This window comes from Armatimonadota bacterium (assembly GCA_031081675.1).
GTDB lineage: Bacteria > Sysuimicrobiota > Sysuimicrobiia > Sysuimicrobiales > Kaftiobacteriaceae > Calidihabitans > Calidihabitans tengchongensis.
In genome coordinates this window covers 28301-49845 of record JAVHLZ010000016.1, presented here as the reverse complement: position 1 = coordinate 49845, position 21545 = coordinate 28301, and the positions used below count along the sequence as shown (strand labels likewise).

Sequence of the window (21545 nt, the reverse complement as noted above, 5' to 3'; positions counted from 1 at the left end):
CCTGAAGATCACCCTGTGGATTGTTACCCTCGTTGTGGTGGTCGGGGGGTTTTCCATTTACGCCCTGGTGGTGTTTCAGCGCCGGGCCGCCCTGCGCCAGTTCGAGGTCATGGCCCAGACGGTGGCGGGGACCGTGCTGCACAGCCTGATGACCACCATGATCAACAACAACCCCGACGAAACCAAGCAGATCATCCGGCACATCGAGGAAGTGCCAGTGGTGCACCGGGTGACCGTCTTCTCGCCCGGAGGACGCATCTGGGCGTCCTCCCACACCGGCGAGGTCGGGGCCCCGCGGCCGTCGGCGCTGCTGGCTCAGGTGATCGCCACGGGCCGGCCGGCGACCGCGGAGTACCCGGCCGCCGGCGAGCTGCTGGTGCTGGTCCCCATCCCCAACCGCCGCGAGTGCCACGCCTGCCACCCGGCGGGCCGCCCGATCCTGGGAGCCATCGGCGTGACCCTGGGAACCGGGCAGGTGGCCGAGCACCTGCGGTCCACCGCCCGGATGCTCGCGGGCCTGGTGGGATTCACCTTCCTGCTCGCCCTGGGGACCCTCAGCGTCCTGCTGGGCCGGTTCGTCCTGGAGCCCCTGTCCACCATCGTCGCGGCCGTGCGGGAGGTCACCCGCGGAAACTTCACCGCCCGGGCGTCGGTCCAGTCCGCGGACGAGCTGGGGTTGCTGGCCGCCGCGTTCAACGACATGAGCGCCCGCATCGAGCAGTCCACCTCCAGCCTGCACGCGCAGGTCGCCGACCTGACCCGGCGGCTGTCCACCCTGACGGTCTTCAGCCGGGCCCTCACCGCCGCCGAGGACCTTCAGTCGGCGCTGGCCGAGGCCGCCGAGGCCATGCGCGATGCCGTGGGTGCCGACGCCTGTCGGATTTACGGGTGGGAGGGAGAGGCGGCAGTCCCCGTCGCCGGCGCCGGGGCCACGGATCTCGTCGACCCGTGGGGCACCGCCCTGGCCCGGGCCGCCACCGGGAGCGGGCCGCCTGCCGCCCTTCCGGGGATCCGGGGCCTGGGGGCCACGGTGACAATCCCCCTGCGGACTCGCGACCGGGAGCTGGGAGCGATGGTCGTCGTCCGCCGCGACCCGCGGCCCTTCCAGGCGTCGGATGTCCTCCTGCTCCAGACGGTGGCCACCCAGCTGGCGGTCGCCATGGACAACGTGAGCCTGTTCGCCCAGGTCCGCGCCCAGGACCAGTTGCGTCGGGAGCTGGTGGCCCGCCTGCTCCGGGCCCACGAGGAGGAGCGCTCCCGCATCGCCCGGGAACTGCACGACGAGGTGAGCCAGTCGCTCACCAGCCTCATGATGCGGATCCACGCCGCCGAGGAGGCCCTGCCGGAACATCAGGAAACCCGGGGTGCCCTGGCGGGGATCCGGTCGGTGGTGGAGCAGACCCTGGAGGACGTGCGCAAGATCATCTTCGCCCTGCGCCCGACCCTGCTGGATGACCTGGGCCTGATCCCGGCGGTGAGGTACTACGCCAGGAACCTCCTGGAGCCCGCCGGGGTGCAGGTGCACATCCACGCCACCGGATTCGGAGCCCGGCGGCTGCCCCGCGAGGTGGAAACCACGGTCTTCCGCATCGCCCAGGAGGCCATCACCAACATCGCCCGGCACAGCCGCGCCCGGCACGCGGCCGTGTCCCTGGAGTTCACCGGGACGGCGGTGCGGCTGGAGATACACGACGACGGGGTCGGGTTCGACGTGGCCGCCTCCCTGGCCGACCCCAGCCGGCGCCGGCTGGGACTGCTGGGCATGCAGGAGCGCGTGGCCCTGGTGGGGGGAACGCTGAGCATCGACTCCCGGCCGGGAGGAGGGACCGTGGTGCGCGCGGACATCCCGGTCCCGCCCCCGCCGGCGGAGGAGGACGCCCGTGCCGCTGCGCGTGCTCATCGTGGATGACCACACCCTGGTCCGGGCCGGCATCCGGTCCCTGCTGCAGTCCTCCCCCGCCGTGGAAGTGGTGGGTGAGGCCGAGGACGGCCTGGCCGCCCTGGACCTGGTCCGGACGCTGCGCCCCGACGTGGTCCTGATGGACGTGGCCATGCCGCGGATGGGCGGGGTGGAGGCCACCCGGAGGATCAAGGAGGAGTTTCCCGATGTGGCGGTCCTGGGCCTGACCGTCCACGAGAACGAGGAGTACTTCTTCCAGATGCTGCGGGCCGGGGCGTGCGGGTACGTGCTGAAGAAAGCCCGTCCGGCCGAGCTGGTGGAGGCCATCGAGGCCGCCGCCCGGGGGGAAACGTACCTGTACCCCTCCATGGCCACGGCGCTGGTCACCGACTACCTCCGCCGGGTCGAAAGCGGCGAGGACGCCGGAGCCTACGAGACCCTCACCCCGCGGGAGCGGGAGATCCTCAAACTGGTCGCCGAAGGCTACACCAGCGCCGAGATCGGCCGGCTGCTCCATCTGTCGGTGAAGACGGTGCAGGCGTACCGCCAGCGGATCATGGAAAAATTGGACCTGCACCGCCCCGCCCAGCTGATCGCCTACGCCGTCCGCAAGGGACTTGTGGAGCCCGAGGGGCCGTCCCCGACCCCCCCGGGCTAGGGCGTCAACCGGCGCCGCCTGAGGAGTCGGGCGGCCCGGAGGGACGCACCCCCTGCTCCACCAGGCGCTCGTACTCAGCCCGGTGCTCCCGCCGCAGGCGTTCCAGGTCGATGCGGCCAGTCCACATGGCGGGGTCCATGGGGAAGACCTCGGGGCGGAAGTGCGCGTTGTAGAAGTGCCAGAGGATGACCGCCAGGACCGCCAGCAGGGCCTCGCCCCCGTGGGCCACCCGGGCGGCCGGCACCACCACCCCCGGCACCCACCGGGTGATGACCTCGGGGAACCACATGATCAGGCCGGTGGTGGCCATGATCACCGTGCCCCACACCACGGCCCAGTACTCGAACTTCTGGCGATAGTCGTACCGGTCAAAGGCCGGCCGCTCGGCCCGCAGGCCCAGCAGATAGGCGATATCGGCGACCACGTTTCGGACATCCTGGAACGTCACGCCCATGCCCGCCGGTCCCCGCTCCCGGCCGGCCCGCCGCGCCCGCAGCACGGCCCCCAGGTGGTACAGGCCTTCCAGGATGAGCACCACGGCGAACGTCCGGTGGATCAGCCGGGTCCGCTCGATCCCGCCCAGGGCGCGGATGATGGCCTGGGCCCAGGGAGTCCAGAAGTACTTCTGGGGCAGGCCCGTGAAGGCCAGCACGTTGAAGGTGATGATCAGCACGAAGTGCTCGACCCGCTGGGCCAGGGTGAACCGCTCCACCTCCGGTCGACCCCCGGCGCTCATCGGCGGTTCCTCCGCAGCTGGTCGCCCGCCCACCGGCCGAGGTCCAGCACCGTGAGCACCGTCAGGAACCCCACCACCGACGGAATAAGGACCCGGTAAAACAGCTGCACGTAGTAGACCAGGGGAGCCGCGTCAGGTCCCGGGGCCCGGTGCTCGGTCCAGGCGGTGGCGAAGTACTGGCCGGCCTGCGGGTGGCAGGTCCGGCAGGTGGCCAGGATGTTGGACGGGTGCACCCGGGAGGCAGGGTCGTCGGCTGCCCGGATGTCGTGCACCCCGTGGCAGTCGTAGCAGGTGGCGGCCGGAGAGGGACTCACCGGCGTGGTGATCCGGTACAGGGTGGTGGTCACCCCGTGGAACTCGCTGATGTAGGTTTCGTACACCGCCCGCAGGCCGTACTTGGCCATGATCTCCGGACGGGCGTGGCAGCTGCCGCACAGCTGCGGCGTGTTGTTCCGGAACTCGGGGGTCCGCGCCCGGACCACCTCGTGAGCTCCGTGGCAGGAGACGCAGGTCGGCGCGTCGGCCAGGCCCAGGACCTGGGCGCGGCCGTGGACGCTGCTGTCGAACTGGCCGGCGGGGTCAGGGTGGCAGGTGGCGCACACCTGAGCGGCCCGGGCGGTGAAGTCCCGGCGGGTGCGGGCGGTCACCGGCGGGTGGGGATAGGAGGTCTGGGCAGGGTGGCACGACGCGCATCCCAGGCCTCCGTGCACCGAGCGGTCGACGACCGCGCGATCGACGGTCGCAGGCAGGGTCTCCCCGCCGGGCAGCGTCAGGACCAGCCCCTCGGCCCCGTGGCAGCTCAGGCAGACGTCCGCATCCTGGGAGAAAACTGGCCCGGCGGCCGCCAGGACCACCGCCACCGCGAGCGGAACCCAGCGCGCGTCACTCACCCGTGATCCCCTTCCACCATAGGGGGCATCGCAGGGGAGAGCCATCGGGCGGTTACTGGATCCGGGGTCCGCCCGCAGACCTAGAATGGGGAGGAGGTCTCGCGCACTCCAGCGGGTGTGTGGCAGTGCCTGTCCGCCGCGCGGTCAGAGCCTCGTGAGTCCCCGGGATCGCCTGGCGGCTGCGGAGATCCTAGCGGCAGACGGTATTGATCAGGGAAACCAGGAATGTAGCCACAAACGCCGTGGCCAGAACCACGGCCAGCGTGGCGACGATCTCCAGCGTGGGGTTGCGTTCCTCCACAGTGCTCACCTCCCCTGAGGGCTGGCCCGGCCGTCATCGAGGCGGCGTCGAGGCCGGGGGACCGCCCCCGGTCGCCCGGCGCCTCCGGGGCGATCTACCGGGCCATCAGCACCACGTAGGTGGCGTACAGGCCGGCGGCCACCAGGGTCGCCCCGGTGGCCAGACCCACCAGGTGCAGGACAACTCCCACACCCTCGGTCAGAGCCACCCGGCCGCTTCCCGCCAGGGCCTGCTGCCAGCGCACCAGCCGCCGCAGGCACGCCGTGCACAGGAAGGCGCCGGCGGCCACCAGCGACCAGAACACCAGGAACGCCAGGGCAATGCCCACCGGGTGCACCGTTCTCCCCCCTTTCATCCCGAGGCGGACGACGCCGCCCGCCCCGCGGCTTCCTCAATCGCCCGGACCACTGCATCCAGGCGCGTCGCGCCGCACCCGCGGCTGTCGTAGATGCGCATCACATCGTCCAGCGGATCCAGGACCAGCACCCGGATCGGCTCGCAGGTGCGGATGAGCTCGGCCACGGCGTGCGCGTGCTCCCGCTCCACCACCGGGTCGGCCACCACCACGTCTGGCCGCGTCCGGGCAATGGCCGGGAGGACCTGCTCGGGGTGGGAGGCCGCCCCGGCACACTCCATCCCCTGCCGGTGCAGCAGCGACTCGATGGCGCTGGCAAACAGGGGATGGCTGTACCAGATGAACACCCGCGGCCGCACGGCCCACCTCCACCTCGACCGTACGGCCGCCGGCGTCTTTGGCCTATCGAGTGACGGGGTGATTTGAGAGCGTCAGTGTGGGCGGGGAACGTCCCGCCTCCGGGACGGGGCGGGCGCAGACCCGTCGGGCGCCCCCGTGTCCCACGCCTGGATGGGCGCGGGCCCCTCCTCTCCAGCGCCCGCAGATCAGGCTGCGGACCGGGGCGCGCCGCCAGGGGTGGTCAGGCGGCCCCGCCCGGACGGACTAGGAGGACGGCTGGGGGGGCTCGCCGGGAGGGGGCACCAGGCCCATGCGGACGGCGTACAGGGCCGCCTGAACCCGGTTCTGCAGGTGGAGCTTTTCCAGGATGTTGCGCAGGTGGTTCTTGACGGTGTTTTCGGAGATCTTCAGGTCCAGGGCGATCTCCTTGTTGGACTTGCCGGCGGCCAGCAGCTCCAGCACCTGTCGCTCCCGCGCCGTGAGCGGCGGGGCCGGCTCGGGGGGAGCGGCCAGTTCCCGCAGGATCTTGCTGGCCATGGTGGGGGCGATGGGGACTTCTCCCCGCTGGGCCTGCCGCAGGCAGGCCACCAGGTACTCGGGATCGACGTTCTTCAGCAGGTACCCCGACGCCCCGGCCTTGATGGCCTCAAACAGGTCCTCGTCGGTCTCGGAGACCGTCAGCATGAGGATCTTCACGTAGGGCATCTCGGCCTTGATCCGGCGGGTGGCGGCCAGCCCATCCACGCCCGGCATCTTGATGTCCATGAGGATGACGTCGGGCATCAGTTCCCGGGCGCGCTCGATGGCCTCCTCCCCGTCGGCTGCCTCCCCCACCACCTCCATGTCCTCCCGCCCGGCCAGCAGGGCCGTGACGCCCCGGCGGAACAGGGCGTGGTCGTCAGCCACCAGAACCCGAATGCGTTCCATCGGTCTCCCCTCCCGGGATGAACACCCGCACCGTGGTCCCCCGGCCCGGCGCCGTGTCCACCGTCAGCGTGCCGCCCACGCTCTCGGCCCGCTCGCGCATGGTCACCAGGCCGAAGCGCGCTCCCGGGGCGCTCTGGACCTGCGCCAGATCGAACCCCTGGCCGTCGTCGCTCACCGTGACCAGGGTGCCCGTCCCCTCCCGGGCAAACCGCACCCATACCCGGGTGGCCCGGGCGTGCTTGCGGACGTTGGTGAGGGCCTCCTGCACGATGCGGATCACCTGGGTCTCGGCGGCCGGGGAGAGGCGGATCTCCCCGGGGGCCTCCAGACGGATGTCCAGCCCGGTCTGCTCCCGCATCCGTTCCACGTACTCCCGCAGGGCGGCCACCAGCCCCCGGGGCTGCGGAGCCGTGCGCAGGCTCAGGATCGCCTGGCGCACCTCCTCGTACGCTTCCTGCACCGCCGTCCGCATCTGGCTCAGTTCCTCGCCCGCCTCGGCGGCCCGCCCCCGCGCGATCAGGGCCTCGGCCACCTTGGCCTTGAGGTTGACGAACCCCAGGACCTGTCCCAGGCTGTCGTGGAGCTCCCGGGCCAGCCGGTCCCTCTCTTCCAGGATGGCCAGGCGGCGGACCTGCTCGAACAACTCCTCGGTCCGTTCCCTGACCTTGGCTTCCAGTTCCCGGCTCCACGCGGCGGCGTCGGCGGCCGCCTTCCGGGCGATCTCCAGCGCCTCGGCCTGGGCCCGCAGGCGGCCCTCCTGAGCCTCGGCCAGCCGGCGCGCGTACTCCAGGTCGAACACCCGCAGCACCCGTACCCCGAAGAAGGCAATGACGCCCGCCAGCGCGGCGCGGAAGACCTGGGGCGGAACCCCCACCACCGAGAGGAAGCGGTCGTAGTTCAGCCACGAGGCGGGCGGAAACGCGGCGGGGGGGACGATCAGCCCGGCCACGGCCCCGTTGGCGACGAACGCCCCGGCCATCCACCGGCAGTCCCGGGCGATGCGGGCGTACCCTCCCTGCTCGAACCGGCGCGCCTGCAGGGCGAGGCCGGCCGCCGCAAACAGCGAGCCGGGCAGGTAGATCAGGTACCGCGCCCAGATGTCCGCCACCGCCACCGACGGTGCCCACGCCTCGGTCCGCGAGGGCAGGGCGACGCCGTCGTGGCAGCGCAGGCACGACGGCCCCCAGGGGGACCGCCCCGGGGCGGCCAGCACGTTCACGTGGGGGCCCACGGCCCAGTACCCCAGCCAGAAGGCGAACAGGAGCGGGGGAATCCACCGCACCCACCGGTACCGCGGAGCCAGGTGGCCGATCAGGGAGGTGCCGAACGCGGCCAGGAGCAGGGTGCCGGCCGCGAACAGCGACAGGCGGCCCATCCGCAGGGCCGTGACGGTGGCCGGTGACAGGGTCAGGGGCAGCAGCAGCCACATGTCGATCCACTCCACCCCGGCGTGCAGGAGGCCGAAAGCGGCCAGGTAGCCCAGGCTGCGGGCCAGGCGCAGCTCGCTGGATCGGCGGGCCTCCAGGGCGATGGCCAGGCCCATGGCGAAGAAGGCCAGGCCGTAGACGAAGAAGACCAGGACCAGCCGGGGGACCGCCACCCCGATCACCCGTTCCATCCTAGGCGCGGAGAGCCACGTCTGCCATCGGCCACGCACCCGATGGGAATCCGGCCCCAGCCTGATGACCCGCCCCGGCGGGGAGCGTAGAATCGAGGCGAGACGGGCAGGCTGCCCGCACCCTGACTGTGGGAGGCATCCCATGGGCCGCGACACCCTGACCATCACCGACAACCGCACCGGGAAGACCTACGAGATCCCCATCTTCTACGGCACCTATCCCCGCTACGGTGCCGCCATCCGGGCCGCCGACCTGCGGCAGATCAAGGTGTCCGACGACGACTTCGGGCTGCTCAGCTACGACCCGGCGTTCACCAACACCGCGTCGTGCCGCAGCGCCATCACCTTCATCGACGGCGAGCGGGGGATTCTGCGTTATCGCGGGTACCCCATCGAGCAGCTGGCCGAGCACTCCACCTACCTGGAGACGGCCTATCTGCTGCTGCACGGGGAGCTGCCCACCCGGGCCGAGCTGGATGCGTGGGTGGACGAGATCACCCACCACACCATGATCCACGAGTCCATCAAGAAGTTCCTGGACGGATTCCACTACGACGCCCACCCCATGGGGATGCTCATCGGTACCGTGGGCGCCCTGTCCACCTTCTACCCGGAGGCCAAGAACATCCACGATCCGGCGGTGCGGCGCAAGCAGATCGTCCGGCTCATCGCCAAGATGCCCACCATCGCCGCGTTCGCCTACCGCCACAGCCGGGGGCTGCCCTACGCCTATCCCGACAACGACCTGTCGTACACCGGCAACTTCCTGAACATGCTGTTCAAGACCACCGAACTCAAGTACACGCCCAACCCGGTCCTGGAGCGGGCGCTGGACGTCCTGTTCATCCTGCACGCCGACCACGAGCAGAACTGCAGCGCCAACGCGATGCGGAGCATCGGGAGCTCCCACGCCGACCCCTACTCGGCCCTGGCCGGCGCGGCGGCGGCCCTGTACGGCCCCCTGCACGGCGGGGCCAACGAGCAGGTGCTGCGCATGCTCACCGAGATCGGCAGCACTGCCAACATCCCGGCCTACATCCGGCGGGTGAAGGCGGGCGAGGTGCGGCTGATGGGGTTCGGCCACCGGGTGTACAAGAACTACGACCCCCGGGCGAGGATCATCAAGCAGATCGCCTACCAGGTGTTCGAGGTCACCGGGCGCAACCCGCTCCTGGACATCGCCCTGGAGCTGGAGCGCATCGCACTGGAGGACGACTACTTCGTCTCCCGCAAGCTCTACCCCAACGTGGACTTCTACTCGGGGATCATCTACCAGGCCATGGGGTTTCCGGTGGAGATGTTTCCGGTCCTGTTCGCCATCCCGCGGACGTCCGGCTGGCTGGCCCAGTGGGAGGAGATGCTGAAGGACCCCGAGCAGAAGATCAGCCGGCCGCGGCAGGTGTACGTGGGGGTCGATGCCCGCGACTATGTGCCCCTGGCCCGGCGGCAGCCCGGTCGCGCCGCCTGAGAGCATGACCGGGGCGCGAGGACGCCGGGCCGGGGGCCACCAGGCCCGGACCCGAGGCCCTCTGCCGCCCCGGGAGGTCTGCCGTGGGTGAGGACCGTCCTCCCCGCGACCGGCGGGGGGCGCTCCGGGACATCCCGGGGCGCCTTCCCCGCCCCTGGCTGGCGGCGGCGGTGGTCGGGATGGCCGCCGCGGCCGCCGCGCTGATCACCGCCGGATACACCCTGTACGACTACACGATGAACAACCCGGCGTTCTGCCGGTCCTGCCACATCATGGAAGCCGCCTGGGACCGGTGGGCCGCCAGCGAGCACCGCGCGGTCGACTGCCACGCCTGCCACCAGCAGAGCATCGTCGAGTCCGCCCGCCAGGTGATCGTCTTCGTGGTCCGCCAGCCCCAGCGGGTGGGCCGCCACGCCGAGGTGCCGGCGGCCCGCTGCCGCACCTGCCACGCCAGCGGCGACCCGGCGTGGATCCAGGTGGCCCGCACCGCCGGCCATCAGGTGCACGCCGAGCGCCGGCAGATCGAGTGCGTGACCTGCCACTCGACAGGCATTCACCGCATCCGGGCGGTCGCGGATGTCTGCGCCCGCTGCCACGAAGCCCAGGCCGTCGGCGCCCGGGCCGTCAAGATCGCCCAGATGGCCGACTTCCACTGCGTGGACTGCCACCAGTACCTGCGCCCGGACAGCCCCCTGCGGCCGACCCGCCAGACCTGCCTGCAGTGCCACCAGGGGCTGCCGCCGCGGCGCACCGCCGGCTTTCCGGGTGGGGCACCCCACACCGGCTTCGCCTGCAGCACCTGCCACAAGCCCCACGAGCAGGCCCGTCCGGTCGTGACCTGCGTCTCGTGCCACCCCGCGCCGGCGCCGGCCGTGCACCCCGCGGCCGTGGTGGCCGCCGCCGCCCGGGACTTTGCGGCCTGCACCTCCTGCCACGTCCCCCACCGGTGGACCCTGCGGTGACAGAACACCACAGCGGCCGCGCCGGAGCGATGGAAGGGCGCGGGGATGTTCACTCCCAGCTGGCGGTGATCAGGGGAAAGTCGTGGCGCAGCTCGGTGTCGTCGATGCCGATGACGCCGTCGATCTGCTCCAGGCGCGCCCGCAGGAGCGCCCGGCGGCCGGGAGAGGCTACGCGACCGCGCAGGGTGAGAACCCCCTCCTGGGCCTCGACCCGCACGTCCTCGTCGGGCAGGAGGACTTCCTCCAGGATGGCCCGGGCCTCGTCCTCCAGGGCCTGATCGCTGCGCAGGAACACCCGCAGGATATCGGCACGGGTGACGATACCCACCACCCGGCGGCCCCTGACGATGGGCACCCGGTTGATCTGGTGGCGCATCATCCGGGCGGCGATCTCGCGCACCGGCGTGTCCTCGGTGGCCGTGATCACGTGGTGGGTCATCACCTCGCCCACGGTGCGGCCTTCGGCTTTGCGGTAGGCGCTCAGCCACCGCTCCACCCACAGGGACGGGCCGATCCAGTCCACCACCGGGGGCTGGGGCCGGGGCACGAGCTCCTTGGGCAGCAGGTCCGCCTCGGTGACGATGCCCACCAGTTCTCCGACCTCGTTCACCACCGGGAGGCCGCTGATGCGGTGCTCCAGCATCAGGGCCACCGCCTCCCGGACCGGGGTGGTCGGCCGGACGGTCACCACCGGGCTCGTCATGATGTCCCTGGCGGTCATCCCCTTCCCCTCCCTATGTCGCCGCGGGTCGCTGGCGCAGCCGGCTCACCTCCTGGGCATCCACCACCGCGATGGCGGCGATATTGACGATGTCGGCCACCTCGGCGCCGCGGCTGAGCACGTGCACCGGATGGGCCATGCCCATCAGGATGGGGCCGATGGCGGTCGCCCCGCCCAGCTGGGCCAGCAACTTGTAGGCCACGTTGGCCGCTTCCAGGCTGGGAAAGACCAGCACGTTGGCCTCGCCCACCAGGGTGGAGAACGGATAGTCGGCCGCCCGCAGCTCCGGGTCCAGGGCGACGTCGGCCATGATCTCGCCGTCCACCATCAGGTCCGGCCGCCGGGCCTTGACCAGCGCGGTGGCCTGAGCCACCTTCTCCGAGCGGGGGTGGCGGGTGGACCCGAAGTTGGAGAACGACAGCATGGCGACCCGGGGCGTGATGTCGAACCGACGGGCGGTGTCGGCCGCCATGATGGCGATCTCGGCCAGCTCCTCGGCGGTCGGGTCGATGTTGACGGTGGGGTCGGCCAGCAGGTAGGGCTTGCCGTTGACAATCATCAGGTACAGCCCCGCCACCCGGGTGGTCCCCGGAGCGGGGCCGATGACCTGCAGGGCGGGCCGGATCACGTCCGGGTAGTGGTAGGTCAACCCGGCCACGAAGGCGTCGGCGTCGCCGGCGCGGACCATCATGGCGCCGAAGTAGTTGGGCTGGCGCATCAGGGTCCGCGCCTCCCGCAGGGTGACCCCCTTGCGCTGGCGGTCCTGGTACAGGATCCGGGCGTAGGCCTCCAGCTTGGGCGACAGCTCCGGCGTCGCGATCTCCAGCGGCTCGCTGATGCGCAGGTCGGCCATGGCCGCCCGGATCACGTCTTCCCGGCCCAGCAGGATGGGCCGGGCCATGCCTTCCCGCACCAGGGTGGCCGCCGCCCGCAGGACCTTGGGCTCCTCCCCTTCGGAGAAGACCACGCGCCGGGGCGAGGCCTGCGCCTTGTGGTAGACGGTCCCCATCACCTCGTGGCCCCGCACCAGGCGGCGCGACAGCTCCTCCCGGTAGGCCCTCAGGTCCACGGTCCGGCGGGCCACCCCGCTGGCCATGGCCGCCTCGGCCACCGCCGGGGCCACCCACAGGGGAACCCGCGGGTCCACCGGCTTGGGGATGAGGTAGTCGGGGCCGAACGCCAGCCGCTCCAGGTTGTATGCCCGCAGGACCACGTCGGGGACCTCTTCCCGGGCCAGGGCGGCCAGCGCCCGCGAGGCGGCCAGCTTCATCTGGTCGTTGATGGCCCGCGCCCGCACGTCCAGGGCGCCCCGGAAGATGAAGGGGAAGCCCAGGACGTTGTTGACCTGGTTGGGATAGTCGGAGCGGCCGGTGGCCACAATGGCGTCGGGACGCTCGGCCCGGACGTCTTCGTAGGGAATCTCCGGGTCGGGGTTGGCGAGGGCGAACACGATGGGCCGGGGGGCCATGGACCGCACCATCTCCCGGGTCACGATGTTGGGGGCCGACAACCCGATGAACACGTCGGCGCCCGCCATGGCGTCGGCCAGCGTCCGGGCCGGGGTGTCGGCGGCAAAGCGCGCCTTGTAGGGGTTCATGCCGTCGGTGCGCCCCCGGTACACGACGCCCCGGGTGTCCACCAGCGTGATCTGCTCCCGCCGCATGCCCAGCAGGAGGAGGAACTCGGCGGTGGCGATGCCCGACGCCCCGGCTCCGCTGATCACCACCCGCACCTGGTCCATGGCCTTGCCGACCACCTCCAGGGCGTTCACCAGGGCGGCCCCGGTGATGATGGCAGTGCCGTGCTGGTCATCGTGGAACACGGGGATGTCCAGGAGGGTCTTGAGCTTCTCCTCGATGATGAAGCACTCGGGCGCCTTGATGTCCTCCAGGTTGATACCGCCGAAGGTCGGTTCCAGGGCCCGGACGATCTGGACCACCTCATCGGGGTCGGTGGCGTTGACCTCGATGTCAAAAGCGTCCACGTCGGCAAATCTCTTGAACAGCAGCGCCTTGCCCTCCATGACGGGCTTGGCCGCCTGGGCCCCCACATTGCCCAGGCCCAGCACCGCCGTCCCGTTGCTGACCACCGCCACCAGGTTGCCCTTGTTGGTGTAGCGGAACGCCTCCAGGGGGTTGGCGTGGATCTCCCGCACGGGTTCCGCCACCCCCGGCGAGTAGGCCAGGGTCAGGTCCCGCTGGGTAGCGGCGGGCTTGGTGATGGCGACGGCGATCTTGCCGGGCCGGCCGCGGCTGTGATACTCCAGGGCGTCCTCCCGCAACGTGCTCACAGGTCTCCCCCTCTCCGACGGCCTCTGTCACCACGGTACCGGTCCTCCGGAAAACTCCCCATCGGTCTGACAACCGATTTGTCCTCGGGCCGCCTGGGGACCTTCCCCTTTCCCATCGGACCGGCGCCCGATTCCGGACCCTCTGCCGACCCGATGGGCCCCGCGGGCGAGGCCCGTATACTGGCAGGCGGAGCCACGCCGGCGCCGGGAGGGTGAGGTCATGCCGGTTCCCAAGAGCGAGCGCCTCAAGCTGCCCCACATTCCCGTACCCCGCCGCCCGCCCGAGGAGCGGAGGCGGGACTTCTGCGAGGTGACGCTGACCTACACCCCCGAGCAGGCGATGGCCGAGGCCAGCCGGTGCCTGGAGTGCGGCAAGGCCCCGTGCATCGAGGCGTGCCCCCTGCACAACCGCATCCGGGAGTGGCTGATCCTGACCGCCCAGGGCCGGTTCGTGGAGGCGGCGCACCTGTCGCGCACGACCAACCCCATGCCCGAGATCTGCGGCCGGGTGTGCCCGCAGGACCGGCTGTGCGAGGGCGCCTGCGTGCTCGGGGTCAAGCAGGACCCGGTGGCCATCGGCGCCGTGGAACGGTTCATCAACGAGTACGCCATCGCCCGCGACGGGCTCCCGGTCCCTCCGGCGGTCCCGCTCACCGGGTACCGGGTGGCGGTGGTGGGGGCGGGTCCCGCCGGCCTGGCCTGCGCGGAGGCGCTGGCGCGACGGGGGCACGTGGTGGAGGTCTACGATACCCACCCGCAGCCAGGGGGACTGCTGCGGTTTGGCATCCCGGGCTTCAAGCTCGACCCGGCGGTGGTGGACCGGCGGGTCGACTACCTGCGCCGCCTGGGTATCCGGTTCATCTGCGGAACCCGGGTCGGCCAGGATGTCCCGCTGGAGGACCTGCGCCGCCGCTACGACGCCGTCTTTCTGGCCACCGGCGCCACCACGCCCAAGCGGCCGAGCCTGCCGGGCATCGATCGGGAAGGGGTCGTCGACGCGCTGCCGTTTCTCCTCCGCAACACCGCCGACCCCGCCCGGCGGGACGACCTGTCCGGCCGGCGGGTGGTGGTCCTCGGCGGCGGGGATACGGCGATGGACTGCCTGCGCACCGCGGTGCGGCTGGGGGCGTCCCGGGTGACGTGCGTGTACCGCCGCGACGAGGCCAACATGCCCGGAAGCCGCCGCGAGGTGAAGGCGGCCCGGGAGGAGGGCGTGGAATTTGTGTGGCTGGCCGCGCCGTCCCGCTTTCTCGACGACGGCACGGGACGGCTGGCCGCCATCGAGTGCATCCGGATGGAGTTGGGTCCCCCCGACGCCGACGGGCGGCGCCGGCCGGTGCCGGTACCGGGAAGCGAGTTCACCATCCCGGCTGACGTGGCGGTGCTGGCGTTCGGCTTTGACGGCACGCCCGTCCCCGCGGCCGACGGGCCGCGGACCACGCCGACGGGCACCTACGTGGTGAACCCTGACGGGTCCACCGACTTGCCGGGCGTGTTCGCCGGTGGCGACGCCGTCCGCGGGCCCGACCTGGTGGTCACGGCCCTGGCCGACGGTAGGAGGGTGGCCGAGACCATCGACCGCTACCTGCGCAGCGCGGTTCCGGCCGCCCGCCCGTAGAGAAGCGGTTCCCGCCCGCGGGAGCGCCGTGCTATCCTGTAACCAGGATCCTGCGGAGGTGATGGCCGTGCCTCCATCCTGGGAGATCGATCCCCGGTTGTTCTCCGATCCGCGGTACGCCTCCCTCAGCCCGCAGGCGCGCATCCTCTGGTACCACCTGCTCCGCAGTTCGCCCCACCACGGCCTGTCGGTGGAAGAGGTGAGCGCTGCTCTGCAGGAACTGGCCGACGCCGATCTGCTGGCCCATCTGCAACGGTACGCGGCCCCGGCCGAGAAGGTCAGGAACTGACGGCCGCTCCCATCCCCCCTGGATGCGCCCCTAGCCGAAGAGGACTATCGTCAATCCGTCGGCGCCCCGATGGTGCCGGGCGGGACTCCCGGCCACAATGTCAGTCGCCGGGCGGGGGTGCTGCGCCAGCGGGCACTGCAGCCAACAGCCCGCCTGCCTGCCATCTCCTCACCCACCCCGCCCGGCGCGCCGACCTGCCGCGACCGGCCTGCCGGGGAGGCCGCACAGGGCTCGCACCTCCGTGGGTTCCCCAGGAACTGCCCTCCGCCGCGCCGTAAAATCGAACAGGACGTGTGCGGACGGGAGGTCGGCATGAACCTCATCACCGTGGCCATCGAGAAGCCCCCGGAGATCAACCTGATCCTGGGGCAGGCGCACTTCATCAAGACCGTGGAGGACCTGCACGAAGCCCTGGCCGGAGCGGTGCCGGGGCTGAAGTTCGGCGTGGCCTTCTGCGAGTCGTCCGGGCCCGCCCTGGTCCGGTGGAGCGGCACCGATCCCGCACTGGTGGACCTGGCCCGGCGCAACGCGCTGGCGCTGGGGGCCGGACACTGCTTTCTCATCCTCCTGCGGGACGCCTACCCCATCAACGTTCTCAACGCGGTCAAGGCCGTACCCGAGGTCTGCGGGATCTACTGCGCCACGGCCAATCCTGTGGAGGTGGTGCTGGCCGAGACCGACCAGGGGCGGGGCATCCTGGGGGTGATCGACGGCCTCCGGTCCCGGGGGGTCGAGGGCGAGGCCGAGATCGCCCAGCGCAAGGAACTCCTGCGGCGGTTCGGCTACAAGTTGTAAATCCGACCCTCCCGGTGGCTGCCGCCCGGCACCCTCCCGGCCGGGCCCGGGGTAGCCTGAAAGAGCCAGGACCGGATCGGCGGCCCGGCGGATACCGCCCGGGAACTCCTCTTCCTACCATCGGGGCGGGATGAGGAGGCTCCTGATCGTCGGTGGGCTGGCCGCGGCGGGGCTGGCGCTGGGCATGACGGGGCTGCGTCCCGCGTCACCGGCCGCTTCCGCTGACGGCAGTTCCTGCGTGAGCTGCCACACCAGCCGGCAGGCGCTGGAACCGCTGGTCCGGCCACTGCCGCCGCCGCCCGCTGAGGGCGAGGGCTGAGCCGTCCCCCTGCCCCCGGCGGGGGCGGACTACGAGCGGAAGCTGGTGGACCGGCGGTTTCTTCAGACCACCCACGGCCGCCTGGGGTGCGTCACCTGCCACGGGGGCGATCCGTCGGCGTCCGATCCGGCGCTGGCCCACCGCGGCCTGATCTCCCGCCCGTCCGACGATCCGCTGAAACCGTGTGGAGGCTGCCACCCGGATGTCGCGGCGACCTTCACCCGCAGCCTGCACTTCACCGCCCGGGGCATGGAGACCGGCCTGCGCGCCCTGACCGGACCCGTGCGGTGGGGCCCGGTGACACCTGCCTTCCGGGCGTCGTGCCGGTCCTGCCACGCCACCTGCGGAGACTGCCATGTGAGCCGTCCTCCCTACCGGCCCCAGCCGCCCACCCTGCTGGGCGGGTTGCTGGCCGGACACCTGTTCGTCCGCACCCCTCCCGTGGAGGCCACCTGCGCAGGCTGTCACAGCGGGCGGGTCTGGCCGGAGTTCACCGGCCAGTACGAGGGATTCCCGGCGGACGTCCACTTCAGCAGGGCGAAGATGACGTGCCTGTCCTGCCACACGGGCGCGCAGCTGCACGGCCAGGGGGAGGCCACCGCGGCCACCCGCTACGCGGTCTCCACCCGCCCGGCGTGCACGTCGTGCCATCCCTCGGCGGCTCCGGGCGCACGCGGGCTGCGGGTCCACACCGTCCACGGCACCCGGCTGGCCTGCCAGGTCTGCCACGGAGGCATCGCCAAGAGCTGCTTCGGCTGTCACCCTGGGCGCGGGGCGACGTCGAGGCCGATGCTGAAGATCGGTCGCAACGTCCGGCCGGAGCTGCCCTCCGCCTACGTCCTGCTCCGCCACGTGCCCACCACCCGGGAGATGCTGGACCGGCCGACGGGCCTGGCCGGCGCGCTGGCCAACTTCGACCGCATCCCTACGTGGAAGGCGGCGACCCCGCACACCATCCAGCGGGTGACGGCTCGCAGCCGGACGTGCGGGAGCTGCCACAACACCCCGTCGCTGTTCCTGCGCCTGCAGGATCTGGACCCACAGGATTCCCAGGCCAACGGCCGGGTGGTGACCGGGCCGCCCCTGCCGTTGCCGGACCGATAAAGGGGGGAGGAACATGACGAGGCTCGCTCTGGCCGTGCTGGTGGCGGTGACGCTGGCGTCCACGGCGCCGGCGGTCGCCCAGGCGCCCGCCGTCCAGCAGGCCGTGCTGGACTACCTGACCAACATCGCGGCGGACTACAACGCCATCGCCGCCCCGGCCCTGAAGGCCCGGCTGGACGCCGGGGAGAAGCCGTTCATCCTCGACGTCCGCCAGCCCGAGGAGTTCGCCGCCGGCCACATCCCCGGCGCCGTGAACATCCCCATCCGCACCATCGCCCAGAACCTGGGCAGGCTGCCGGCGAAGGACGCGCTGATCGTGGTGGTGTGCCGGTCGGGCATGCGGGCCGCGTACGTGACCATGGCCCTGGGCATCCTGGGGTGGACCAACGTCAAGGACCTGGCCTTCGGGATGTACGAGTGGGAGCGGCAGAACTTCCCGATGGAGAAGTAGCCGTCGGGTGCGCTCGGCGGCGGGGACCCGGGTGGATCCGGGTCCCCGCCTCATGCCGGCCGGATTACCGCACCTTGCGGATCACCAGGTGGGCGACTCCGTCCTCCACCTCCAGGCGGACCAGCTCGCCCCCGGCGGCGCGCACCAGCAGGTAGGCGTAGCGCATCACCTCTTCCACCTGACGGCACCGCAGGTCGATGATGTCGCCGGGCTTGGACAGGTCCATCACCCGCAACAGGTCCCAGAACGGACCGCAGGTCCCCACGGTGGCATCCACAACCCAGGTCTCCCCGGAGGGGGCAGGCGGCGACGTGGTCACGGCGGGTCCTCCTTTACACGCGTCCTGTCGGAACCAGCGCCCAGTAGACCCGGTTGAACAACCGCTTGAGGGCGAAGGCCACCGGGTTGGGAGGAGCCGGGCGCGGGGGGTGCTGGTAGTCAAAGCGCAGCAGGGTGGCCCGGCGCTCACCGGTCTCCAGGAAGCACATCACCTTCCCCGTGTACCGGATGTCGCGGCCGGGGTTACCCGCGGCGATGCGCTCGGCCACCGTCCGGGCCTGGTAGTGGGCCGCCGAGCCGCTCTTGCTCACCGGCAGGTCGGTGGCGTCACCGATGGCGTAGACGTGGTCGTAGCCGGCGACCTGCAGGGTCTCCCGGTCGGTGCGGATCCACCCTCCCCGGTCGGCGATGCCGTCCAGGGCGACCGGCGCGGTGCCCCGGTGCGGCGGGATCAGGACCAGCACATCGTAGGGAATCTCCTCCCCCTCCAGGGAAGAGACCGTCTTCCGGGCCGGGTCCACCCGCTCCACGTTGAAGAAGGTCACCAGCTCGATCCCGCGCCTGGCCATGATCGGTTCCACCACGTCGGCCACCGACTCGATGGGGAAGGCCCGGGGCAGGGGCGAGACGTAGGTGATGCGGGTGCGGCTGCGGCGGCCGGTGCGCCGGAGCTCCCACTCCAGCAGCAGCGCGAACTCCAGAGGGGCCGGCGGGCACTTGTAGGGGACGCCGGCCACCCCCACCACGATGTGGCCGCCCTCCAAGCGGGCCAGGGTTTCCCGCAGGCGCACCGCCGCCTCCGGGCTGTAGAAGTGGTGGGCGTCTTCCATCCCCGGGACCTCCTCGGGCGCCAGGCGGGCGCCGGTGGCCAGGACCACGGCGTCGGCGGCCAGCTCGCCGGCGGACAGCCGGGCGACACGCCGGACCGGATCGATCTCCCGGACCTCGTCGTGGAGGAAGCGGATCCGCGGGTGCAGCAGCGGCCGCTGGGGCCGGACCAGCTGCTCGGGCGACACCCACCCGAACGGCACGTACAGCAGCCCCGGCTGGTAGAGGTGCGTGGCCTCCCGGCTGACCAGCGTCACCTCCATGTCCGGCCGCCGGGCGAGCAGGTTGGCGACGATGCTCCCGCCGGTTCCTCCGCCCACCACCAGGACCCGCCGGCTCACGGCGCTCCCTCCCTACCGGGCCTTGCGCACGATGAAGCGGGCGAAGCCCTGCTCGTCCACGACCCGCAGCAGCTCGTGGCCCGCCTTCTGGCACCACTTGGGGATGTCGCGCTTGCTGCCGCTGTCGCTGCTGAGGACCTCGATGACCTCGCCCACCCGCGCCTCCCGGATGGCCCGGATCAGCTCCATCAGCGGCCCCGGGCAGTAGCTGCCCCGGGCGTCGATGGTGCGATCGACCTTCAGCTCCACCGCCATCGGTCTCCCTCCCGCCCCGTCAGATGAACAGGGTGATCTTCCCCTTCTGGGCTTCCTCCACGAACTCGCCCACGCCCACCACGTCGTCCACGATGGGGTCCAGGTCGTCCTTGGTCAGACCCATCAGGTCCATGGTCATGGCGCAGGCGTGGATGCGCAGCTTGCCGTTGCCCAGCTCCTTGGCCTTGCGCAGGGTCTCGTACCACGACGGCACCTGCTTCTGCTGCATCAGCGCCAGCATGGCCGGGGCCTTGTCTTCGAAGTCCTTGCTGAACCGCATGTTCTGCTGGGGCGCCCCCCGCCGGAACGCCTCCAGACCCCAGAAGGTCAGGAAGATGTCCACCTCCTGCTCCATCGCCACCGCCCCCGAGGCCAGGATGGCCACCGGGAACAGCTTGTCCACCGTGCCCGAGAACACGATCATCGACAGGCGGTCCGCCATCGCCGTCACCTCCGCGACGGATACCCTGGAGGGTATCCACCTTCACTGTAGGGGGCGGCCGACCCGCGGGCAATCGGGCCCGCGCCGGATGGGCTCCCTCGGGCGGCTGCCCGAGGGGGCACCCCGGGATTGACGGCGGCCTCCCCCCGAGGCATAATACCCTACGGAGTATTGTATCAACCCAGAGGAGGGAGACCATCATGCCCCTGCTGAAGGCCCGCGATGTCCAGGCCCTGCGGGACCGGTTCGCCCGGGACCTGGCCGGAGAGGTGACCGTGACCCTGTTCACCACCTCGCCCGCCGGACTGGCGCTGCCCGGCGCCGACTGCCCGTACTGCGAGACCACCCAGCGCCTGCTGGAGGAGGTGGCCGCCCTGGACCCCCGCATCCGGTTGCAGGTCCGCAGCATCGTCACCGACGCCGCCGAGGCGGCCGCCGCGGGGGTGGACCGGGTCCCGGCCATCCTCATCGGCGGGGACGGGCAGGCGCGGATGCGGTACTTCGGCATCCCGGCGGGACTGGAATTCGGGGTGCTGATCGAGGACATCGTGGCCGCGTCGAGAGCCGACAGCGGTCTGCGGCCGCAGACCCGGCAGGCGCTGCGGGACCTGCCCGGGGACGTCCACATCCAGGTCTTTGTGACCCCCACCTGCCCCTACTGCCCCCGGACGGCCCGGCTGGCCCACGCCATGGCCCAGGAGTCGCGCCGGGTGCGGGCGGACGTCATCGAGGCCAACGAATTCCCCGCCCTTGCCGAACGCTACGGCGTGTACGGCGTGCCCAAGGTGGTCATCAACGAGGAGTGGAGCTTTGAGGGGGCGCTTCCGGAAGAGGCCTTCCTCCACTACGTGCTGGCCGCCGCCGGCGGGCACCCGGCGGAGCCCGCCGACGTCACGTCCTGAGGAGGATGCCCATGGCCGCGACCCTGCAGATCGACGCGGAGGCCCGCGCGTCCATCCTGACCCGGCTGCGCCGGATCGAGGGCCAGATCCGGGGACTGCAGCGGATGCTGGAAGAAGGGCGCGACTGCGCCGACATCGCCCAGCAGGTGGCGGCCACCCGGGCGGCCCTGGACCGGGTGGCCATGGACCTGATCGCCGCCGGCCTGGAGCAGTGCGTACGGATGGAGGTGGCCGGCAAGCCTCAGGCCCAGGGCGCGCTGCGCAAGCTCCAGCGGACGTTCCTCATGCTCCGGTAGAACTCCTGCCCCGGGGCGAGGGGGTCAGTGTACGATCAGGACGGGACAGGGGGCTTCCGCCACCACCCGCTGACTCACCGACCCCAGGATCGCGGCCCGCAGGGGGCTGAGACCCCGGGACCCCATGACGATGAGGTCGCACCCCCGGACCCGCGCGACCCGCAGGATGGCGTCGGCCGCCGGCCCCTCCAGGACCTCCTCCTCGTGGCTCACCCCGACCTCGTCCAGCACCCGCCCGGCGTCTTTGGCGACGGCCTCCGCGGAGGCCGTCCGCCGCGCCATCAGGTCCTCCTGGTAGGGGCTGCCCAGGTCCCGGGGGATGGGGTCGAAGGCCGTGACCACGATGACCCGGGCTCCGTAGCGGCGCGCCAGGTCCGCCGCCAGGCGGGTCGCCCGCCGGGCGTGGGCCGAGCCGTCCGTGGCCAGCAGGATGGTCGCCAGCATCTCCGGCCTCCTCGCCC

The 21545-nt window shown here is 71.6% G+C and carries 25 protein-coding genes; 12 read left to right on the top strand and 13 right to left on the bottom strand.

Going from position 1 to position 21545, the window contains the following annotated elements; all coding sequences use genetic code 11:
- Nucleotides 1-34 precede the first annotated feature (34 nt).
- Both RB150_07565 and RB150_07560 read left to right on the top strand, forming a co-directional pair.
- Entirely contained in the window at nucleotides 35-1909 is a 1875-nt protein-coding gene (locus tag RB150_07565) for a histidine kinase (GenBank protein MDQ7820392.1), read from the top strand.
- Complete coding sequence (locus tag RB150_07560) at nucleotides 1881-2558, top strand: response regulator transcription factor (GenBank protein MDQ7820391.1); 678 nt, start codon at nucleotides 1881-1883, stop codon at nucleotides 2556-2558. The genes RB150_07565 and RB150_07560 overlap by 29 nt, the downstream gene beginning before the upstream one ends.
- A gap of 4 nt (nucleotides 2559-2562) precedes the next feature.
- Here RB150_07560 and RB150_07555 read toward each other — a convergent pair whose 3' ends face one another.
- The 6 genes from RB150_07555 to RB150_07530 form a co-directional block, all read right to left on the bottom strand.
- A complete protein-coding gene (locus tag RB150_07555; GenBank protein ID MDQ7820390.1) occupies nucleotides 2563-3294 on the bottom strand; it encodes a cytochrome C in 732 nt (243 codons plus the stop codon).
- Nucleotides 3291-4184, bottom strand: a complete 894-nt coding sequence (locus tag RB150_07550; protein MDQ7820389.1) for a cytochrome c3 family protein — start codon at nucleotides 4182-4184, stop codon at nucleotides 3291-3293. The genes RB150_07555 and RB150_07550 overlap by 4 nt, the downstream gene beginning before the upstream one ends.
- A 395-nt stretch (nucleotides 4185-4579) precedes the next feature.
- Complete coding sequence (locus tag RB150_07545) at nucleotides 4580-4822, bottom strand: hypothetical protein (GenBank protein ID MDQ7820388.1); 243 nt, start codon at nucleotides 4820-4822, stop codon at nucleotides 4580-4582.
- Nucleotides 4823-4836: 14 nt separating this feature from the next.
- Nucleotides 4837-5199 carry a hypothetical protein gene (locus RB150_07540; GenBank protein MDQ7820387.1) on the bottom strand — a complete coding sequence of 121 codons (363 nt, stop codon included), beginning with the start codon at nucleotides 5197-5199 and terminating at the stop codon, nucleotides 4837-4839.
- Nucleotides 5200-5443: 244 nt separating this feature from the next.
- Nucleotides 5444-6106, bottom strand: coding sequence for a response regulator transcription factor (locus RB150_07535; protein ID MDQ7820386.1), 663 nt, complete (start codon nucleotides 6104-6106; stop codon nucleotides 5444-5446).
- Nucleotides 6078-7715: a sensor histidine kinase gene (locus RB150_07530; protein ID MDQ7820385.1), complete on the bottom strand. Its 1638-nt coding sequence runs from the start codon at nucleotides 7713-7715 to the stop codon at nucleotides 6078-6080. Before RB150_07530 ends, RB150_07535 begins: the two co-directional genes overlap by 29 nt.
- A gap of 151 nt (nucleotides 7716-7866) precedes the next feature.
- Between RB150_07530 and RB150_07525 the strand changes: the two genes are divergently transcribed.
- Nucleotides 7867-9192 (top strand): citrate synthase, encoded by a 1326-nt coding sequence (locus RB150_07525; protein MDQ7820384.1) that lies wholly within the window; start codon nucleotides 7867-7869, stop codon nucleotides 9190-9192.
- 83 nt (nucleotides 9193-9275) lie between these two features.
- Nucleotides 9276-10154, top strand: coding sequence for a cytochrome c3 family protein (locus tag RB150_07520; GenBank protein ID MDQ7820383.1), 879 nt, complete (start codon nucleotides 9276-9278; stop codon nucleotides 10152-10154).
- 49 nt (nucleotides 10155-10203) lie between these two features.
- Here RB150_07520 and RB150_07515 read toward each other — a convergent pair whose 3' ends face one another.
- Both RB150_07515 and RB150_07510 read right to left on the bottom strand, forming a co-directional pair.
- On the bottom strand, nucleotides 10204-10875 hold the full coding sequence (locus RB150_07515) for a CBS domain-containing protein (protein ID MDQ7820382.1): 672 nt from the start codon (nucleotides 10873-10875) through the stop codon (nucleotides 10204-10206).
- A gap of 13 nt (nucleotides 10876-10888) precedes the next feature.
- Nucleotides 10889-13165, bottom strand: coding sequence for an NADP-dependent malic enzyme (locus RB150_07510; protein MDQ7820381.1), 2277 nt, complete (start codon nucleotides 13163-13165; stop codon nucleotides 10889-10891).
- A gap of 220 nt (nucleotides 13166-13385) precedes the next feature.
- Here RB150_07510 and RB150_07505 point away from each other — a divergent pair, with 220 nt between their 5' ends.
- The 6 genes from RB150_07505 (at nucleotide 13386) to RB150_07480 (ending at nucleotide 17741) form a co-directional block, all read left to right on the top strand.
- Complete coding sequence (locus RB150_07505; GenBank protein MDQ7820380.1) at nucleotides 13386-14783, top strand: NAD(P)-dependent oxidoreductase; 1398 nt, start codon at nucleotides 13386-13388, stop codon at nucleotides 14781-14783.
- Nucleotides 14784-14844: 61 nt separating this feature from the next.
- Nucleotides 14845-15072 carry a hypothetical protein gene (locus tag RB150_07500; GenBank protein ID MDQ7820379.1) on the top strand — a complete coding sequence of 76 codons (228 nt, stop codon included), beginning with the start codon at nucleotides 14845-14847 and terminating at the stop codon, nucleotides 15070-15072.
- A 312-nt stretch (nucleotides 15073-15384) separates the two neighbouring features.
- Nucleotides 15385-15867, top strand: a complete 483-nt coding sequence (locus tag RB150_07495; GenBank protein MDQ7820378.1) for an adenosine-specific kinase — start codon at nucleotides 15385-15387, stop codon at nucleotides 15865-15867.
- Between the two features lie 130 nt (nucleotides 15868-15997).
- Nucleotides 15998-16186, top strand: coding sequence for a hypothetical protein (locus tag RB150_07490; GenBank protein ID MDQ7820377.1), 189 nt, complete (start codon nucleotides 15998-16000; stop codon nucleotides 16184-16186).
- 45 nt (nucleotides 16187-16231) lie between these two features.
- Nucleotides 16232-17290, top strand: coding sequence for a hypothetical protein (locus RB150_07485; GenBank protein MDQ7820376.1), 1059 nt, complete (start codon nucleotides 16232-16234; stop codon nucleotides 17288-17290).
- A 13-nt stretch (nucleotides 17291-17303) separates the two neighbouring features.
- Nucleotides 17304-17741, top strand: coding sequence for a rhodanese-like domain-containing protein (locus RB150_07480; GenBank protein MDQ7820375.1), 438 nt, complete (start codon nucleotides 17304-17306; stop codon nucleotides 17739-17741).
- Between the two features lie 64 nt (nucleotides 17742-17805).
- Here the strand turns inward: RB150_07480 and RB150_07475 are convergent, their stop codons facing one another.
- From RB150_07475 to RB150_07460, 4 genes are read right to left on the bottom strand one after another with little or no spacing between them, the layout of a single operon-like run.
- Nucleotides 17806-18060 (bottom strand): hypothetical protein, encoded by a 255-nt coding sequence (locus RB150_07475; protein MDQ7820374.1) that lies wholly within the window; start codon nucleotides 18058-18060, stop codon nucleotides 17806-17808.
- 13 nt (nucleotides 18061-18073) lie between these two features.
- Complete coding sequence (locus RB150_07470; protein ID MDQ7820373.1) at nucleotides 18074-19189, bottom strand: FAD/NAD(P)-binding oxidoreductase; 1116 nt, start codon at nucleotides 19187-19189, stop codon at nucleotides 18074-18076.
- A 12-nt stretch (nucleotides 19190-19201) separates the two neighbouring features.
- Nucleotides 19202-19438, bottom strand: a complete 237-nt coding sequence (locus RB150_07465) for a sulfurtransferase TusA family protein (protein ID MDQ7820372.1) — start codon at nucleotides 19436-19438, stop codon at nucleotides 19202-19204.
- 25 nt (nucleotides 19439-19463) lie between these two features.
- Complete coding sequence (locus RB150_07460; protein ID MDQ7820371.1) at nucleotides 19464-19886, bottom strand: DsrE/DsrF/DrsH-like family protein; 423 nt, start codon at nucleotides 19884-19886, stop codon at nucleotides 19464-19466.
- 200 nt (nucleotides 19887-20086) lie between these two features.
- On the opposite strand from RB150_07460, the gene RB150_07455 reads away from it, so the two are divergent.
- Nucleotides 20087-20788: a thioredoxin family protein gene (locus tag RB150_07455; protein ID MDQ7820370.1), complete on the top strand. Its 702-nt coding sequence runs from the start codon at nucleotides 20087-20089 to the stop codon at nucleotides 20786-20788.
- An 11-nt stretch (nucleotides 20789-20799) separates the two neighbouring features.
- Nucleotides 20800-21084 carry a metal-sensitive transcriptional regulator gene (locus tag RB150_07450; GenBank protein ID MDQ7820369.1) on the top strand — a complete coding sequence of 95 codons (285 nt, stop codon included), beginning with the start codon at nucleotides 20800-20802 and terminating at the stop codon, nucleotides 21082-21084.
- A 24-nt stretch (nucleotides 21085-21108) separates the two neighbouring features.
- Here the strand turns inward: RB150_07450 and RB150_07445 are convergent, their stop codons facing one another.
- Nucleotides 21109-21528, bottom strand: coding sequence for a universal stress protein (locus RB150_07445; GenBank protein MDQ7820368.1), 420 nt, complete (start codon nucleotides 21526-21528; stop codon nucleotides 21109-21111).
- Between the last annotated feature and the right edge of the window lie 17 nt (nucleotides 21529-21545).

What these genes read in the sequence shown, in the direction of transcription:
- RB150_07500 (MDQ7820379.1), top strand. Translation starts at nt 14,845, where the DNA reads ATGGCCGTGCCTCCATCCTGGGAGATCGATCCCCGGTTGTTCTCCGAT.
- RB150_07525 (MDQ7820384.1), top strand. Translation starts at nt 7,867, where the DNA reads ATGGGCCGCGACACCCTGACCATCACCGACAACCGCACCGGGAAGACC.
- RB150_07455 (MDQ7820370.1), top strand. Translation starts at nt 20,087, where the DNA reads ATGCCCCTGCTGAAGGCCCGCGATGTCCAGGCCCTGCGGGACCGGTTC.
- RB150_07445 (MDQ7820368.1), bottom strand. Translation starts at nt 21,528, where the DNA reads ATGCTGGCGACCATCCTGCTGGCCACGGACGGCTCGGCCCACGCCCGG.
- RB150_07515 (MDQ7820382.1), bottom strand. Translation starts at nt 10,875, where the DNA reads ATGACCGCCAGGGACATCATGACGAGCCCGGTGGTGACCGTCCGGCCG.
- RB150_07460 (MDQ7820371.1), bottom strand. Translation starts at nt 19,886, where the DNA reads ATGGCGGACCGCCTGTCGATGATCGTGTTCTCGGGCACGGTGGACAAG.
- RB150_07495 (MDQ7820378.1), top strand. Translation starts at nt 15,385, where the DNA reads ATGAACCTCATCACCGTGGCCATCGAGAAGCCCCCGGAGATCAACCTG.
- RB150_07490 (MDQ7820377.1), top strand. Translation starts at nt 15,998, where the DNA reads ATGAGGAGGCTCCTGATCGTCGGTGGGCTGGCCGCGGCGGGGCTGGCG.
- RB150_07535 (MDQ7820386.1), bottom strand. Translation starts at nt 6,106, where the DNA reads ATGGAACGCATTCGGGTTCTGGTGGCTGACGACCACGCCCTGTTCCGC.
- RB150_07450 (MDQ7820369.1), top strand. Translation starts at nt 20,800, where the DNA reads ATGGCCGCGACCCTGCAGATCGACGCGGAGGCCCGCGCGTCCATCCTG.
- RB150_07555 (MDQ7820390.1), bottom strand. Translation starts at nt 3,294, where the DNA reads ATGAGCGCCGGGGGTCGACCGGAGGTGGAGCGGTTCACCCTGGCCCAG.
- RB150_07480 (MDQ7820375.1), top strand. Translation starts at nt 17,304, where the DNA reads ATGACGAGGCTCGCTCTGGCCGTGCTGGTGGCGGTGACGCTGGCGTCC.
- RB150_07505 (MDQ7820380.1), top strand. Translation starts at nt 13,386, where the DNA reads ATGCCGGTTCCCAAGAGCGAGCGCCTCAAGCTGCCCCACATTCCCGTA.